Origin of the sequence: Streptomyces sp. NPDC050560 (genome assembly GCF_044457285.1) — a bacterium.
Lineage (GTDB): Bacteria > Actinomycetota > Actinomycetes > Streptomycetales > Streptomycetaceae > Streptomyces.
In genome coordinates this window covers 193,201-208,612 of record NZ_JBITGT010000001.1, presented here as the reverse complement: position 1 = coordinate 208,612, position 15,412 = coordinate 193,201, and the positions used below count along the sequence as shown (strand labels likewise).

Here is a 15,412-nt window from a genome sequence, read left to right as displayed (position 1 = left end):
CACCACGCCTCCCACCCCTTCCCGAACGGAGCGAACACCATGTCTCCCCGTGTCTCCGCCGACGACACCATGCGGCTCGTGGCCGAGGTCATCGGCACCGACGACGTCACGCCCGACGCCAACTTCTTCGACCTGGGCGGCGATTCGCTGACCGCCGCACACCTGTCACTGCTCCTCGAAGAACGCTTCGGCGGCGAGGTCGACGTCTTCACGGTCTACGCCGCCGAGGACCTGGCCGAGATCCACGAGGCGCTGCTGCGGTCGCTCTCCAACGACCAGGACGGGGCCACGGCGTGACCGGGCGCCCCGTGCCGCCCGCCGCGGGCGGCCCGTCGAAACTCGTCGAGCGGGTCCGCGATGTCATGGCCCTCCACCCGCACGCGCGGGCCGTGACGGACGAACAGAGGACGTTGCACTACCGCGAGTTGGACGAGCTGCGGACAGCCTGGTCGAAGCGGCTCGGCGAACGGGGTGCACCGCCGGGCTCGATCGTCGCGCTCGCCGTCCACGACCCGCTCTACCTGGCCCCCGCGTTCCTCGCGGCGCGCACGGCCGGTCTTGTGCCGCTGCTCCTCGATCCCCACCAGCCCGCGGCACGGCGCGCGGCCGTCCTCGCCGCCGCCCGCCCCGCGCTGACCATGCGAGTGGGCGAGACCCCCTCGTACGAGACCTCCGACGAGGCGCCCCTCGTCGTAGGGCCGGGCGCCGGATACCTCGGTTTCACGTCGGGCACGCAGGGCACGCCGAAGGGCATCGTCGGCAACGAACTCGGCGCGCTGCACTTCGCGGACTGGGAGATCGGCACCCTCGGCCTGCGCTCCGGTACACGGGTGGCGCTGCTCAGCCCCCCCACCTTCGAGGTCATCATCCGCGAACTCTTCGTGACGCTCTGCGCGGGTGGCGAACTGCTCGTCGCCCAGCCGGGCGTGCGCGCCGACCCCTCCCGCGTGGTGGACTGGATCGCCACGCGGGAGGCCGAGTTGGTCCATGCCGTCCCCAGCCTGTCCATACGCTGGGTGGCCGCCGCGGCCGGGCGACGCCTGCCGGGGCTGCGCTGGACCCTCTTCGCCGGTGAGCCCCTGTACGCGGAGCACGTGCTGCGCTGGCGCGGAATCGCGCCGTCCACCGACGTCATCAATCTTTACGGCCCCTCCGAGACGACGCTCGCGAAGTTCTGGTACCGCGTGCCCGACCCGCCGAAGACCGGTCTGCAACCGGTGGGCCGGCCGCTGCCCGGCGCGGGGCTGCGCGGGGCGGTGCCGGGCGGCGCGTCGTTCCCGGTCGTCGTGGAGACGCCGCACGGCTCGCTCGGATACCTGCCAGGCACGGCCGCACCCGCCGACGAGGCCGCGCTGACCCGGTCCGCCGGGATGACGGCCTTCGTCAGCAAGGACCTCGGTCTGCTCACGGACGACGGCGACCTCGTGGTCACGGGACGCTCCGACTCACAGGTGAAGCGACGCGGCGTGTTCGTGGACCTCGGCAGGATCGAGGAGGCCGCCGCGGACAGCCCCGGGGTCCGGCTGGCGTGCTGTGTGCAGGCCGACCCCGGGAACGGCGGCGCGCTCGTGCTCTTCGTGGAGTCGGCGCCGGAGCTGCCCGTGGCGCGGCTGAGCCGTCATCTGCGGCGCGAACTCGGGCCTGCCGCACCGGACGACGTGGTGGCGGTGCCCAGGATGCCGCTGTCACCGAACGGCAAGATCGACCGCCGTATCGTGGGGCGGCTGGTCAATGGACCACTCGGCGAGCCGGAGCCGGAGCCGGAGACCAGGACAGGGACGACGCGGATCAAGACGGAGACGAGCCCATGACCGGGACCGCGGCGGACCGCACCGTCGTCATAGTCGACCCCTACTCCTCGGGTGCGCTGTACGCACGGGCGTTGCGGCGGGACGGCTTCCACCCCGTGGCGGTTCTCACCTGGCCGCCGCCCGCCGACGTGTTCACCGACACGTTCCGTCCCGGCGACTTCGCGACGGTCATGACCTCCGGCGGCGACCGCGCACCGCTCGAAGAGCGGCTCGGCGGCATGGCGCCGGTCGCGGTGCTCCCCGGCTCCGAGAGCGGGGTGGGGCTCGCCGACCGGCTGGCGCGTCGGCTGACTCCCGACCTGGCGCACGTCGCCGCACTCGCCCCCGGCCGCGTCCACAAGGGACACATGGCACGGGCAGTCGCCTCGGCCGGTCTGCGAACGGCCCCCACCCTGTGCGTCCGTGACGTCCGGGAGGCGGAGGCGCCCCTGGCCGCACCCGAGTTCGCGGGTCACGATCTGGTCGTCAAACCGGCGACGAGCGTGTCCACCGACGGCGTCACCCTCGTACCCGCGGGACGGGACTGGCGACCGGCGGTGAACGCGCTGCTCGGCCGCAGGAACGCCACCGGCGTGGTGAACGAGGACGTGGTGGTGCAGCGGCGGCTGTACGGCACCGAGTACGTGGTCGACACCTTCAGCCACGGCGGCCGTCACACCGTCACCGACCTGTGCCGGTACACCAAGACGGCCGTGGGCGACAGCTTCGCCGTGTACCAGGACGTGGAGTTCCTTCCGGCCGGGGACCCGGCCTACGCGGAGACCGTGGCCTACGTCCGCGGCGCGCTGGACGCGCTCGGTTTCCGTTTCGGCCCGGCGCACAGCGAGGTGATGCTGACCGACGAAGGACCACGGCTCGTGGAGGTCAACTCCCGGGTGGCAGGAAGCGGACTGGCCGCCGCCGCGGAGCTGGCGACGGGCGACAGCGGTGTACGGCGTACCGTCCGCTACCTGCTCGGGACGCGTGATTTCCCGGACTCGACGACACTGAGCCGATCCGTCACCGTGGCGATGTTCATCGCCCGGCGGAGCGGGGTCGTCTCCAACGTCGAGACGCTGCACAGGATTCGGGAGTTGCCGACGTGCCGGAACCTGGTGGTGAAGGTGCGCAACGGCGACACGATCGCCAGCACCTCGGACCTGCTGTCGTCGCTGAGCCTGGGCTGGGCGCTTTTCGCCCACGCTGATCCCGAGCGGGTCCGACACGACCATGCGCGCGCACGCGCCTTCGCGTCGGAACTCGTGACGAAGTGACGGCCGGGAGCCCCGGCCGCACTCCGCCCGCCTGAACCTTTCTTCGGGCATGTCCCGGGCGTGGTCGCTGCCGGTGCCGTGACGGAACACGCCGGGGGCACGGCCGACGGCGATCAGCGTCCTCTTGCCGCTTTCTTGCTGGGCGGGTTGTACTGGGCGCCGCTGGATTTCCCAAGGGACCACTGCTGCTGGTGACGGGTGTCGTCGCCCCTCCCCGGTGACTGACTCGCGGCGGCCGTGGCTCGCCTCCCACCCCCGGAGGCGAACGGCCCAGACCGGGTCGCGATATCCGAGACCAGCCCATGACTCTCGACGTAGCCGGTAAGAGCTTCCTTGTATGTATCTTCTGCTTCTTCTTTTTGCGCCCGACTCTCCTCCACCTCGTGTTTCAGAATATCTCTTGCAGCGCTGACGTCACTGCCGAGTCCGCGCTCGCTGTGCTTTTTCAGGAAGCGCCGAGGGTTCGAATTGAATTCAGAAAGATCATTACCGGCCCTTATGAAGGGCTGCTCGGCCATACGCTTTTCGAGGGCGATGGGCGAGCTTTCGAAAGCTCGGCGGTGCTCTTTCGGCATGGCTTTCAGGACGCCCTCGACGCCCAGGGCGGCCACCAGCGTGTCGCCCCGAGCGGGAGCCTTCGGACGCCGGGTGTCCGGATACCGATCTTCCATTGAACCCTCCAGAGTCGGAAACACACCTCACAACGTGCCGCAGGCCCGGACGGTTCACTCGCGGCCGCAGGGCCCCGCGGGCCGCCCCGACCGGTCCCGTGGGGAAGGCCCGGCGTGCCGGGAGTCAGCCCTTTGCTTGTATGCCCACCGAGGCGGCGCCCGAGCCTGGCATGACCCCACCCATGGGCGACGATGCTCCGCGGGGGCGGATTGAACCGGCCGGGGGGACGACACGTTGTGACATGTGCTGCCGACCGCATGCAGGAGGGATTTCAAATGCCTGGGGCTCCACGTAATGGGACTGAATTTGTGAGCGAATTGGAACAAAGTCGGCGAGCGAGTGGGCGAAATTTGGCCATGACGCAAAGGAACCTTATGCAAAACATGGGGGGGTTCATCGACCGGAATGGTCTGCTGACGACAGTCGCGCGCAATTCGGGGCGTTACGACGACAGAGCGCTGCGGCGAATGGAGGAGCGGGAGCGTGCTCGGGCCGCCGGGTTTCAGTCCCCGGGCGGCCAGGGCAGCAGGCGACGGCCCATGGAGCCCGCCAGCGGAAACCAACAAGCCCCCGGCTGGCGGCACTCAAGTCAGCGCGGCTCGGGAGGCAGGTCGGCGGGACGCTGATCGCCGCACTGCCTCCGGTACCTTGCGCGGCGCGTCTTTGTGAGCCCTTTTTCCGTGATGAATGGACTTCGATGAGTTATCCCGATCAGGGTGGGGAACCCTTCGAAATTTACACCGATGAGCCTGCTCCTTCCGCCAGGACGCTGGTTAAACGGTACGGAACAGAGGCCGTCAGGGACGCCCTGCCCGGCGCGGAGAAATGGGAATTCGACCGACGTAATCCTGCATACAAAATCATTGAGGCCGGGACGGACGTGGCCGAACGCGAGCTGCGGCTGCTGACTTTTGAACACGACCTCAGGGAGTTCATGCGAAGTCCGGAACACACTTCTCATGTGAAGACAGAAACGGAGCGCGCTTACCAGCCCCGACGAGAGCGGCTGGAGACTGAGTTGGCCGAATCCAGGGCGAACAAACGTAACCTGGAGAGTGCATACCGTAAGAATCTCATCAAGCACATTGACGACCGTGGGCTGAACATGGACGTCGCCGAGCGGCTCGGAAAGTATTACAGCGGTCGCCAGGCAGATACCGCGAACGCGGCCGCGCTTGAGTCGCCAGGCAGAGGCGACGGCAACGCTCACCAGCGGTACAACGGCGGCCGTGCCCCCCTTGGCCCGTCCCAAGGCGACCGACGACAGGGGCCCCGCAGATGACCGACCGCCGCCTGCGGTGAACGCTCCCGGGTGCGTGCCCGGAGACCGATGGCGCCGTGGCCGCCAAGAGCGCGACTTGAACCGGCCGGGTGTGCGACACGTTGTGACCTATGCTCCTGACAACGGAAGGACTTCAACGAGCGGTTAGAATCAGTACCAAATTTACGAAGATCTATCGCTGGAGACCGGCCCGCAGTTGGTTGCTCGCCTGGGCGGCGCCGACAGGGGCGAGGAAAGTTTGCGCAGAGTGGGTACGGCTGACCCACGTTGTCGCGGATCGGGCGAGCCTGGCCAGAAGCACGCCGCGTGGGCGTACTGCGGCGGCTGCCTCACTGGGGCAAAAGGTATCCGGCCGGCTGGGGAAGTGTCATGGGGCGTGTCCGCGAAGCGACGCCACCGGCCAGGCGTGACTCTGCGGGCACACCCTCGGCGTGGGTGCCGCCGCCGCACCCCGATCCACGAAGAGCACGCCCCCGGCGGCTCCGCACAACGCCTCACCACTCCCTGCGAAACACCGTGGAGCTGTGGCGGACCGTCATGCCCGCGCCCGTGTAGAGGCCGAGGGCCCCGGTGGCCGAGTGGGTCCAGAGGGTGCATACGGGGCGGTCGGCGCGGTGGAAGGCGCGGAAGGTGTGGCGCAGCAGCAGTCCGGCGATGCCGCGGCGCCTGTGGTCGGCGCGCACCGCGACCTGTTCCACGTAGCCCTCGGCGGTGTCGGGCAGCGCCAACGCGACGACGGCGCCGACGAGCTCGTCCCCCGCGAAGGCGAGCGCGGACATCCCGGGCGCGAACGCCGTGCGGTCGACGGTGTGCGCGGCCCACTCCCCGAAGTCCTTGCGCCGCCCCTGCCACTCCTCGAAGGCGCCCTCGACCACCGCGTGCACGGCGCGCGCGTCCCCCGGCTCGAACATCCTGACCGTCACGCCGTCCGGCGCCCCCGGCACGTCGGGCTCGCCGTCCGGCACGAACTCCAGCCGCCAGGAGGTCTCCAGCGGCTCGTACCCCCGTGACCGCAGCAGCGCCCCCGCCGCCGTGTCGCCGTCCGGCACGCTCTGCACGATCGCCCGCGCCCCGGCCTGCCGCCCCCGCTCCGTGACCCAGTCGAGCAGCGCGGCCCCGAGGCCCCGCCCCCGGTGCTGCGGGTGCACGTCCACCTCGGAGCGCCGCTCCACCCACGCCCACCCGGCGGCGGCCCCCGCGCGGTCCCGCACGAGCACCGTGTCCCGCTCCCTGACGAGCCCGGGCCGCGCCAGGTCGGCGGCGATGTCCTCGGGGCCCGTGTACGTCAGCCCGTACGGCGCCTGGGCGGCGGCCACCAAGGCGTGGATCTCGCCGAGGTCGCCGTCGGTGACGGGCCGTGCCAGGTAGCCGGGCGGCAGGGTGGGGGCGAGGCGGCCGGTGGGCGCCGTGGGATCAGTCACCCGAGTATCCGAACATACCGACGTGGCTCACCGTGTCCCCGGTGTACAGCAGGACGTACCTGCCGGTCCAGCGCATGCCGGACTCGTCGGTCAGCGCCTCTTCGAGGTCCCCGCCGGGCAGCAGCCGCCGCGGGCGGGCGACCAGTTCCGCGTACTGGTCGGGCGTCGGCAGCTCGGTGCCGAAGTGGTGGCGTATGCGCTCCGGCCGCAGCGGGCGCAGCGTCCCGAAGTCGTCGATCTCGTACGGGTCGGGCTCCTCGGTGGTGTCGACCACCGCCTCGATGTCGAGGATCGAGTGGGTGCCCTCCTCCCAGAAGTCCTCGCTGTCCTTGGCCGCCTTCAGCTCGTCGAGCGTCGCGGGGCGCGGCAGGCTGTCGCCGGGGACGCCGTACTCGGCCCGGGTCTCCCACGGCCAGATGTACTCGCCGCTCGCCAGCACCCGCCGCTGCGCCGTGGCCAACGCCGCCTCGACACTGCCGTCGTACGGCGCCATGTACTGCCAGCCGCTCGCACCCATCGCCCGCCTCCCGTGGTGTGTGCACCGGTGCACCGCTGATCTCGTGAACCGGTGCACCGCCACCGTAGCCGCGGGCACTGACAACGGGGCCCGCGCCCCGACCCCGTTGGCCCCGCCACCGCACCGCCCCCCTTCGACGGCACCCCGTCCCGAGCGCGGCCCTCCGCTCAGGAGCCCGGCTTCGTGAACTCCGTCGTATATGTCTTCGACAGGTCGACGTCCGCGTTCTTCAGGTTGGGGTTGAACGCCTTCAGGACCCGCTCCACCGTCTTCGGGCCGTCCTCCGGCATGACCCCGTCGTCGTTGAACATCGGGAGGGTCGCCTTGATGGACTCCGCGTACAGGGCCTTGCCGCCCTGGGCGTAGTCGGCGGGCATCTTCGCGGCGATCTCCTCGGGGGAGTGGGTCGCCATCCACTTCAGGGTCTTCACGAGGGCGTGCGCCAGCTTCCGTACCGTCGGCTTGTGGCCGTTCACCCAGTCGGTGTTCATGTAGAGGCTGGACGACGGGTACGCGCCGCCGAGCGCCTTGCGGGAGCCCTCGGGGGTGCGCATGTCGACGAGGATCTTGCCGGCCTTCTGGTCGAGGAGCTGGGCGACCGTCGGGTCGGTGGTCATGCCGCCCTGGATGGAGCCCTGCTTCAGCGCCGAGATGAACGTCTGCCCGGCCCCGACCGCGACCGGTGTGAACTGGCTGACCTGCACCCCGTTCTGCACCGCCAGGTACTTGGTGAGGAAGTCGGTGGAGGAGCCGAGCCCGGTCACACCGAGCTTCTTGCCCTTGAAGTCCTTCGGCGAGTCGATGCCCGAGTCCTTCGTGGCGACCATCTCCACCTCGCCCGGCGCGTCGGCGAACTGCACCACCGACTCCACCTGCTTGCCCTTCACCTGGAGGTCGAGCGTGTGGTCGTAGAAGCCGACCGCGCCCTGCACCTCCCCGGCGACGAGCGCGGTGGTGCCCTGGACACCGGCGGGCTCGGTGAGCAGTTCGACGTCAAGGCCCTCGTCGGCGAAGTAGCCGAGGCGCTGGGTGAGCATCGCGGGCAGGTAGATGACCTTGTCGAGGCCGCCCACCATGATCTTGAGCTTGCCGGAGCCCGAGCCCCCGTGGGAGCCGGACCCGGCGTCGGAGGAGGAGCCCGACGACGAGGCGTTGTCGGCGCAGGCGGTGAGCGCGGTCAGACAGAGGGCGCCGGTGACCAGCAGTGCGGGGACGCGTGAACTGCGCATGATGTGTCCTTCTGGGAGGCCCTGAGGGGAGGAGAAGAGAGGGGCGGGTGTCTCTGGGCACCCGGGTCAGCGGGCGGTGTCGGAGTCGGCCGGCTTCCAGCGGAACAGCCGTTTCTCCAGGAAGGTGAGCAGCCCCTCGGCCAGCAGCGCGACGACCGCGAGGATCACCATGGCCGCGTACACACCGGCCGCGTTGAACGTGCCCTGGGAGGCCGACACCAGCAGCCCGAGGCCCTTGGTGGCGCCGATGTACTCGCCGACGATGGCGCCGATCAGCGCGAAGCCGAAGCTCACATGGAGGCTCGTGAAGATCCAGGAGGTGGCGGAGGGCACCACCACCTGGAACGTCACCTGCCGGTTGCCGGCGCCCAGCACCCGGGAGTTGGCCACCAGGTTGCGGTCGACCTCACGGGCGCCCTGGAACGCGTTGAAGAACACCGGGAAGAACACCAGCACCACGGCCGACGCCACCTTCGACGCGGGGCCGAGCCCGAACCAGATGAGGAAGATCGGCGCGAGCACGATCCTCGGCAGCGCGTTCAGGATCTTGATGTACGGGCCGAACACCTCCGCGAGCGCCCGCACCCGGCCGAGCGCGATCCCCAGCACCACGCCCGCCACGACCCCGATCACCCAGCCGAGCAGCGCCTCGTACAGCGTGTACCAGACCTGTTCGCCGAGGCTGCCCTGCGCGGTGCCCTCGGTGATCCAGGTGCTGATCTGGTGCCAGATCTTCGACGGCATCGAGAAGTTGAAGGGATCGATGATCTCGGCGCGGGCGAACCACTCCCACAGCCCGAGCACCGCCACCAGCACCAGCGCCCTGGCCGCGTACACGGCGATACGGTGGTTGCGGGCGGCGATCGCCCGCCGCCGCTGGCGGTCGCCCACGGGGGCGGGGGACTTGACGGTCAGCGTCTCAGGCGGCATCGGCGGCACCCCGCTCCCTGGTGATACGGACCTCCTCGCCGAGGGACGCCCAGATCTCCCGGTAGATCTCGACGAACCTCGGCTCCATCCGGACCGACTCCACCTTCCGCGGGCGCGGCAGGTCGATCTCGAAGATCTCCTTGACCGTCGCGGGCCCCGCGGTCATCACCACCACCTTGTCGGCGAGCGCGATGGACTCCTCCAGGTCGTGGGTGACGAAGACGACCGACGCCCCGGTGCCCGCCCACAGTTCGAGGAGTTCGTCCGACATCAGCGCCCTCGTCTGCACGTCGAGCGCGGAGAACGGCTCGTCCATCAGCAGCAGTTCGGGATCGTTGACGAAGGTCGCGGCCAGGGCGACCCGCTTGCGCTGGCCGCCGGAGAGCTGGTGCGGATAGCGGTCCTCGAAGGCGGTGAGGCCCACCCGGGCGATCCAGTCCCGCGCTTTCGCCCGCGCCCGCGCCTTCGGCACACCGCGGAAGCGCGGCCCCGCCATCACGTTCGACAGCACCGTCCGCCAGGGGAACACCGCGTCCTGCTGGAACACGAAACCCACCTTGTCGCTGATGCCGCGCACCGGCTCCCCGGCCACGAACACCTCGCCCGTGGTGGGCTCTTCCAGGCCGCTGACGAGCGTCAGCGTCGTCGACTTGCCGCATCCGGTGGGCCCCACCACGGCCACGAACTCGCCGCGTGCCACGATCAGGTCGAGATCGCGCACCGCGGTGTGCAGCGCCCCCGACGGCGTCCCGAAGGTCTTGCCCGCTTCCCGCAGCTCGATGGCGGGAGCCAGTTTCCCGGCTGAATTCGTCTGCTGGCTCATGGACCGGGAGGCTAGGAGCGCCCACCGCACCGCGGCAGTCTTCTGGGCGCAACCGGCGCTTGTGCGCACAAGCCGGGGTTCTGCTCGTTGTGCTCACCCGGGGCGGGGAAAATTCCACCCCGGGTCTGGGCAGCCGTTCCGCCAGCCCTTACGTTGCCCTCATCAGGCAGCAAAACGGACGTGTCTCTTCGGAGGGGGGACGGCCCCGAGGGCGAAGGGGGAGGTGGCGGGCGTGCGGATCGGGTGGCCGCGCCGGGTGTCGGCCCAGGTGCTCGCGGTGCAGCTCGCGCTGACCGCGGGGGTCACCGTACTCGCCACCGGGCTCTTCCTCGCCCCCCTCGCCTCGGAACTCGACGACCAGGCCATGCACCGCGCCCTCGTCATCGCCCAGACCGCCGCCACCGACCGGGACCTGGCCCGCGACCTCACCGGCACCCCGCCCACCGTCGGCGGCCCCGTGCAGGCACGGGCGGAGACCATCCGCAGGGCCACAGGGGCGCTGTACGTCGTCGTCATGGACACCCGCGGCATCCGCTGGTCGCACACCAACCCCAGGGAGGTCGGCAGGCACGTCTCCACCGACCCGGCCACCCCGCTCTCCGGGCGCGAGATCATGCAGATCGACACCGGCACCCTCGGCCGCTCCGCCCGCGCCAAGGTGCCCCTCTACGGCCCGGGGCACCGCCTCGTCGGCGCCGTCTCTGTCGGCATCGGATACGACAGCGTCCACGCCCGTCTGCTGGCCTCCGTACCGGGGCTGCTGCGGTACGCGGGCGCGGCGCTCGCGGCGGGCGCGCTGGCCGCGGTGCTGGTGGCGCGTGGCCTGCGGCGGCGCACCCACGGGGTGGCGTTCACCGACATCTCCGCGCTCCTCGACGAGCGCGAGGCCATGCTGCACGGCATCCGCGAGGGCGTCGTCGCCTGCGACCGGCACGGCCGCATACGGCTCGTCAACGACGAGGCGGCCCGGCTCCTCGACCTGCCCGCGGACGCGGTGGGCCGCCTCGTCACCGAGGTGCTGCCGCGTGGCCGCACCGTGGAGGTGCTGGCGGGGCGGGTGGACGGCGCCGACCTGCTCGCGGTCAGCGCCGGCCGGGTACTGGTCGTCAACCGGATGCCGACCGCGGACGAGGGCGCCGTGATCACCCTCAGGGACCGTACGGAACTCGACCGCCTCGGCCGCGAACTGGACGGCACCCAGGGCCTGTTGGACGCCCTCAGGGCCCAGGCGCACGAGCACGCCAACCGGTTGCACACCGTGCTCGGGCTCATCGAGATCGGCCGCCCGGGCGAGGCCGCCGCCCTCATCACCGAAGTCGCCCACACCGGGCATGAGTTGGCCGAGCGGCTCGCCGAGCACATCCATGAGCCGCTGCTGTCCGCGCTGCTCGCGGGCAAGGCCGCCATCGCCGCGGAGCGCGGCGCGGAACTCCGCCTCGCGCCGGGCACCAGCTTCCCCGCGGGCGCGGTCGACCCGCGCGACCTGGTGACCGTCCTCGGCAACCTCGTCGACAACGCCCTCGACGCGGTGACCGGCCATCCGCGCCGTGACCCGTTCGTGGAGGTGGAGTTGCACACCGAGGGCACCACGGCGGTCCTCAGGGTCGCCGACACCGGGCCCGGGGTGCCGCCGGGGGACCGGGAGGCGATCTTCACGGAGGGGTGGTCCACGAAGCCCGGGCGCGGTGGCGCGCAGGTGGTGGCGGTCGCCGCCGTGGGGGCGCCGGGGGGCCCGGGGGCCGCGGCCGGTCCGCCCGGCGGTGGACGCCCCGCGCACGGCCGCGGCATCGGGCTCGCCCTGGTGCGCCGGCTCGCCGAGCGCTACGGCGGCACCGCCCGGGTCGCGGCGCGCCCCGGCGGCGGCGCCCTGTTCACGGTCGTCCTGCCCGAGGCCCTGGCCCCCGGCGCCGGGGACACCCCCGCACCGCCCCCGACCACAGGCCCGCTCCCCGCCCCGGTCTCCGAGGCCACCGCTCCAGGAGGTGCCCACCCATGGTCCAGGTCCTGATCGTGGACGACGACTTCAGGGTCGCCGAGATCAACGCCGCCTATGTGTCACGGGTCGCGGGCTTCCGCGTCGCCGACCGCGCCCACACCGCGGCGCAGGCGCTCTCGGTCCTCGAACGCACCCCCGTCGACCTGGTGCTCCTCGACCACTACCTGCCCGACGAGACCGGCCTCGCACTGGTCCGCAGGATGCGCCAGCGGGGCCACCAGGCCGACGTGATCATGGTGACGGCGGCCCGGGACATCGCCACGGTGCAGGCCGCGATGCGCTACGGGGCGCTCCAGTACCTGGTCAAGCCGTTCGACTTCGCGGGCCTGCGCGCCAAGTTGGACAGCTATGCCGCGCTGCGCAGGACCCTCGACGGCGTACGGGACCTCGACGAGGCGGCGCAGGACCAGGTGGACCGCATCTACGCGGCGCTGCGCCCCGCCGCCCGCGACGCCTCGGGGCTCCCGAAGGGCTACTCGGCCCCCACCGCCGAACTGATCAGAACCACCCTGGCCGCCGCGGCCCATCCCCTCTCCGCCCACGAGGTGGCCGCCTTCACCGGCATCAGCCGCTCGACGGCCCAGCGCTACCTGAAACTCCTGGAACGCGCGGGCCACATCGCCCTGACCCTCCGCTACGGCGAGACGGGCCGCCCGGAACACCGGTACGTGCCGCGGCGGGGGAGAGGAGGCGGGGGCAGCGCGTGAGAGGCGCCCGCGGCGCCCGCGGGGAACGGGACACGACAAAGGGCCGACCCGTCTTTGCAGGTCGGCCCTTGATCATTGAGGGTGAGTGACGGGACTCGAACCCGCGGCATCCTGGACCACAACCAGGTGCTCTACCATCTGAGCTACACCCACCATGCCCGGTGGCGAATCCCCTGGAGAGATCCCTACCGGCCGAGAAAGAGTGTACAGGGTCCCGGAGGGTGCTCGCGCGGGAGTTAACCGGCGGTACCGCCGGGGGGTGCGGCGGGTGTGACGTGCCGGGCGGCGATGGCGCGCGCGGTGTCCGAGTCGGGGCCGGGCTGCGGCACGAACACGGCCTCGCGGTAGTAGCGCAGCTCCGCGATGGACTCCCTGATGTCGGCGAGCGCCCGGTGGTTGCCGTTCTTCTCCGGGCTGTTGAAGTACGCGCGCGGGTACCAGCGGCGGGCCAGCTCCTTGACGGAGGAGACGTCCACGATGCGGTAGTGGAGGTAGCCCTCAAGGTCCGGCATGTCGCGGGCGAGGAAGCCGCGGTCGGTGCCGACGGAGTTGCCGCAGAGCGGGGCCTTGCCGGGCTCCTTGACGTGCTCGCGGACATGGGCGAGCACCTGCTCCTCGGCGTCCGCGAGCGTCGTGCCCGACGGCAGCTCCGCAAGCAGCCCCGAGGCGGTGTGCATCTCGCGCACCACGTCCGGCATCGTCGTCAGGGCCTCGTCCGGCGGGCGGATCACGATGTCCACACCGTCGCCGAGTACGTTCAGCTCCGAGTCGGTGACCAGTACGGCCACCTCGATGAGCGCGTCGTTCGCCAGCGAGAGGCCGGTCATCTCGCAGTCGATCCACACCATGCGATCGTTCATGTGCCTCACCCTACGGCGCGTCGTGCCCCCTCATCCGTTCCGGGCGCTTCCGGGCCCGATCGGGCCCGACCCGGGCATGGTGTGCCGCGGCGCCGGGGCCGCCCGCGCGGGCGGCCCCGTGCCGACGGGTCAGCCGACCCTGCCGGGGGCGGGCCTGTCGGCGTCCGTGCGCTGGCCGGGCAGCCCGGCCCTCGCGAACGGCGCGTACGCCTCGCCCCTGGCGGCGTCGGCGGCCACCGAGGACAGGCCGAGCGCGGCCGAGCGCCGCGCCTGGCTCGGCACCCCGCCCTCCGGGTGCGGTGCCGCCGCCTCCTGCGGCTTCTCCGGCTGCGGCCTGCGGGCCCGGTACGCGGCCCGGTAGGCCGCGGGCGACGAGCCGAGCTGGCGCCTGAAGTGGCCGCGCAGCGCCACGGGCGAGCGGAAGCCGCAGCGGCCCGCGACCTCGTCGACCGAGTAGTCCGAGGTCTCCAGCAGCCGCTGGGCCTGGAGCACCCGCTGTGTGATGAGCCACTGGAGGGGAGCGCTCCCGGTCAGCGACCTGAACCGGCGGTCGAAGGTGCGCCTGCTCATGTACGCGCGCGCGGCCAGCGTCTCCACGTCGAACTGCTCGTGGAGGTGTTCCAGCGCCCAGGCGACGACCTCGGCCAGCGGGTCGGCGCCGATCTCCTCTGGTAAAGACCTGTCGAGGTAGCGCTCCTGGCCGCCGGTGCGGCGCGGCGGCACGACGAGCCTGCGGGCGAGCGCGCCCGCCGCCTCGTTGCCGTGGTCGCTGCGCACGATGTGCAGGCACAGGTCGATCCCGGCCGCGGTCCCCGCCGAGGTCAGTACGTCGCCGTCGTCGACGAACAGCTCGCGCGGGTCGACGTGGACCGACGGGTAGCGCTTGGCGAGCGTGGGCGCGTACATCCAGTGCGTGGTGGCCGGCCTGCCGTCCAGCAGCCCGGCCGCGGCCAGCACGAACGCGCCCGTGCACAGGCCCACGATGCGCGCGCCCTCCTCATGGGCGCGGCGCAGCGCGGTGACGGCCTCCTCGGGCGGCGGCGCGGTGATCGACCGCCAGGCGGGCACCACCACCGTCCCGGCCCGCCCGATGGCGTCCAGGCTGTGCGGGGCGGTCAGCTCCAGGCCGCCCGTGGTGCGCAGCGGGCCCTCCTCACCGGAACACACCAGCAGCCGGTACCGCGGCACCCCGGCGTCCTGCCGGTCGATGCCGAAGACGGAGAGCGGTATGGAACTCTCGAAGATGGGGCCGCCGCTGAACAGCACCACGGCGACGATTTCCCGGCGCCGTCGCCCGGAGAGCTTCCGGGCGACGGCCTCGGGAGCGGCAGTGGAGTCGTGGCTCATGTCCCTAAGCCCCCCTCGGTGGTCGCGGCGCCCCTTACCCTGTGGGTCTGTCGCTCCTGCACGTTTCCCCTCGGTCCAGCACGAGTCCCCCGCCGTAAGACAGTCATGATCGAATCTACTGTGTTCCGCGTTGCCGGCGTGACCAGATCGGCACTCGCCACTATGTCGACATGGCAACTTGGCGTAAAGCATTCGATCACGAAGCGTGGCACTCCGAGGGCCCCGTGTGAAGGGCGCCTCGGGTACCTGGCCGGACCCCGTTGGGTGCCTCGGCGGCCCCAGAACCCGCCAGCCCAGGTGGGCAGGGGGGTGGGGCGGGTTACGGCCAGGGGAAGCCTACCCACCAGAACTTGGCTGAAAAGCTACGTCAAGGGTGCGCGGAAATCGGTCAGTCCACCGGCGCACTTCCCCATGTGGCACGCGCGCCCCCGCACGCCCCCCGCTCCGTGCCCCGGCGGCGGCCCGGCTCCCCCGTGTCCGACCCTCCGGGCCGGCGCCGTACCGGAGCCCCGCGCACCGCACTCCGAGTGCTTCCGCTTGCCCCCGGAGGCTCGACTGATGTTG

General features: G+C 71.4%; 14 protein-coding genes and 1 tRNA gene. 6 read left to right on the top strand and 9 right to left on the bottom strand.

Annotation, left to right across the window (positions count from 1 at the left end):
- Positions 1–39 precede the first annotated feature (39 nt).
- The 3 genes from ACIBIW_RS00910 to ACIBIW_RS00900 are packed head-to-tail and all read left to right on the top strand — an operon-like array spanning position 40 to position 3,064.
- Positions 40–297 (top strand): acyl carrier protein, encoded by a 258-nt coding sequence (locus ACIBIW_RS00910; protein WP_399330475.1) that lies wholly within the window; start codon positions 40–42, stop codon positions 295–297.
- A complete protein-coding gene (locus tag ACIBIW_RS00905) occupies positions 294–1,811 on the top strand; it encodes an AMP-binding protein (protein WP_399330473.1) in 1,518 nt (505 codons plus the stop codon). Before ACIBIW_RS00910 ends, ACIBIW_RS00905 begins: the two co-directional genes overlap by 4 nt.
- Positions 1,808–3,064, top strand: a complete 1,257-nt coding sequence (locus ACIBIW_RS00900) for an ATP-grasp domain-containing protein (RefSeq protein WP_399330471.1) — start codon at positions 1,808–1,810, stop codon at positions 3,062–3,064. Before ACIBIW_RS00905 ends, ACIBIW_RS00900 begins: the two co-directional genes overlap by 4 nt.
- Before the next feature lie 113 nt (positions 3,065–3,177).
- Here the strand turns inward: ACIBIW_RS00900 and ACIBIW_RS00895 are convergent, their stop codons facing one another.
- Positions 3,178–3,735, bottom strand: coding sequence for a hypothetical protein (locus tag ACIBIW_RS00895; RefSeq protein WP_399330469.1), 558 nt, complete (start codon positions 3,733–3,735; stop codon positions 3,178–3,180).
- A 698-nt stretch (positions 3,736–4,433) separates the two neighbouring features.
- On the opposite strand from ACIBIW_RS00895, the gene ACIBIW_RS00890 reads away from it, so the two are divergent.
- Complete coding sequence (locus tag ACIBIW_RS00890) at positions 4,434–5,018, top strand: hypothetical protein (protein WP_399330467.1); 585 nt, start codon at positions 4,434–4,436, stop codon at positions 5,016–5,018.
- 494 nt (positions 5,019–5,512) lie between these two features.
- Here the strand turns inward: ACIBIW_RS00890 and ACIBIW_RS00885 are convergent, their stop codons facing one another.
- The 5 genes from ACIBIW_RS00885 to ACIBIW_RS00865 all read right to left on the bottom strand — a co-directional run bounded on the left by ACIBIW_RS00885 (position 5,513) and on the right by ACIBIW_RS00865 (position 9,938).
- Positions 5,513–6,439 (bottom strand): GNAT family N-acetyltransferase, encoded by a 927-nt coding sequence (locus ACIBIW_RS00885; protein WP_399330465.1) that lies wholly within the window; start codon positions 6,437–6,439, stop codon positions 5,513–5,515.
- Entirely contained in the window at positions 6,432–6,956 is a 525-nt protein-coding gene (locus ACIBIW_RS00880; RefSeq protein ID WP_399330463.1) for a hypothetical protein, read from the bottom strand. The genes ACIBIW_RS00885 and ACIBIW_RS00880 overlap by 8 nt, the downstream gene beginning before the upstream one ends.
- Before the next feature lie 167 nt (positions 6,957–7,123).
- On the bottom strand, positions 7,124–8,185 hold the full coding sequence (locus ACIBIW_RS00875) for an ABC transporter substrate-binding protein (protein ID WP_399330461.1): 1,062 nt from the start codon (positions 8,183–8,185) through the stop codon (positions 7,124–7,126).
- A 66-nt stretch (positions 8,186–8,251) separates the two neighbouring features.
- Positions 8,252–9,115, bottom strand: coding sequence for an ABC transporter permease (locus ACIBIW_RS00870; protein WP_399330459.1), 864 nt, complete (start codon positions 9,113–9,115; stop codon positions 8,252–8,254).
- Positions 9,105–9,938 (bottom strand): ABC transporter ATP-binding protein, encoded by an 834-nt coding sequence (locus tag ACIBIW_RS00865; protein WP_399330457.1) that lies wholly within the window; start codon positions 9,936–9,938, stop codon positions 9,105–9,107. The genes ACIBIW_RS00870 and ACIBIW_RS00865 overlap by 11 nt, the downstream gene beginning before the upstream one ends.
- 232 nt (positions 9,939–10,170) lie before the next feature.
- Here ACIBIW_RS00865 and ACIBIW_RS00860 point away from each other — a divergent pair, with 232 nt between their 5' ends.
- Entirely contained in the window at positions 10,171–11,946 is a 1,776-nt protein-coding gene (locus ACIBIW_RS00860; RefSeq protein ID WP_399330455.1) for an ATP-binding protein, read from the top strand.
- The gene (locus ACIBIW_RS00855; protein ID WP_399330453.1) at positions 11,931–12,641 is read left to right on the top strand and encodes a response regulator; all 711 of its coding nucleotides are present in this window, start codon (positions 11,931–11,933) and stop codon (positions 12,639–12,641) included. The genes ACIBIW_RS00860 and ACIBIW_RS00855 overlap by 16 nt, the downstream gene beginning before the upstream one ends.
- 80 nt (positions 12,642–12,721) lie before the next feature.
- On the opposite strand, the gene ACIBIW_RS00850 is transcribed toward ACIBIW_RS00855, so the two are convergent.
- The 3 genes from ACIBIW_RS00850 to ACIBIW_RS00840 form a co-directional block, all read right to left on the bottom strand.
- A tRNA-His gene (locus ACIBIW_RS00850) sits at positions 12,722–12,794 on the bottom strand.
- 83 nt (positions 12,795–12,877) lie between these two features.
- Complete coding sequence (orn, locus tag ACIBIW_RS00845) at positions 12,878–13,501, bottom strand: oligoribonuclease (protein ID WP_399330451.1); 624 nt, start codon at positions 13,499–13,501, stop codon at positions 12,878–12,880.
- A gap of 129 nt (positions 13,502–13,630) precedes the next feature.
- Positions 13,631–14,848, bottom strand: coding sequence for a GlxA family transcriptional regulator (locus ACIBIW_RS00840; RefSeq protein ID WP_399330449.1), 1,218 nt, complete (start codon positions 14,846–14,848; stop codon positions 13,631–13,633).
- Positions 14,849–15,412: the final 564 nt, after the last annotated feature.